Source organism: Streptomyces sp. UF-297 (assembly GCF_058245575.1).
In genome coordinates, this window is sequence record NZ_JBSIBZ010000245.1 from 1 (window position 1) to 608 (window position 608).

At 72.9% G+C, this 608-nt stretch carries 1 protein-coding gene; it reads right to left on the reverse strand.

The window, feature by feature from the left end; all coding sequences use genetic code 11:
* The coding region (locus AC4IJH_RS43655; protein ID WP_490857588.1) for a beta-ketoacyl synthase N-terminal-like domain-containing protein at nucleotides 1–608 on the reverse strand (608 nt) is incomplete at both ends.

Here is a 608-nt window from a genome sequence, read left to right on the forward strand (position 1 = left end):
CCGAACGAGGACACGCCCGCCCGCCACGGCCGGTCGGCCTCGGGCCACTTCCGAGCCTTCGTCAGCAGCTCCACCGCACCGGACTCCCAGTCCACATGCGACGACGGCGCGTCCACGTGCAAGGTCTGCGGCAGCACACCGTGCCGCATCGCCAGCACCATCTTGATGATCCCCGCCACCCCGGCCGCCGCCTGCGTGTGCCCCAGATTCGACTTCACCGAGCCGAGCAGCAACGGCCGTTCGGGATCGCGACCCTGACCGTAGGTGGCCAGCAGCGCCTGGGCCTCGATCGGATCACCGAGGGCGGTACCCGTACCGTGCGCCTCCACCACGTCCACATCACCGGCCGACAGACCGGCGCTCGCCAGGGCCTGCCGGATCACGCGCTGCTGTGCGGGGCCGTTGGGCGCCGTCAGTCCGTTGGAGGCGCCGTCCTGGTTGACGGCCGAGCCCCGTACGACCGCGAGGATCTCGTGCCCGTTGCGGCGGGCGTCGGACAGCCGCTCCAGCACCAGGATGCCCACGCCCTCGGACCAGCCGGTGCCGTCGGCCGCGTCGGCGAACGCCTTGCACCGGCCGTCCGCCGCCAGCCCGCCCTGCCGGCTGAA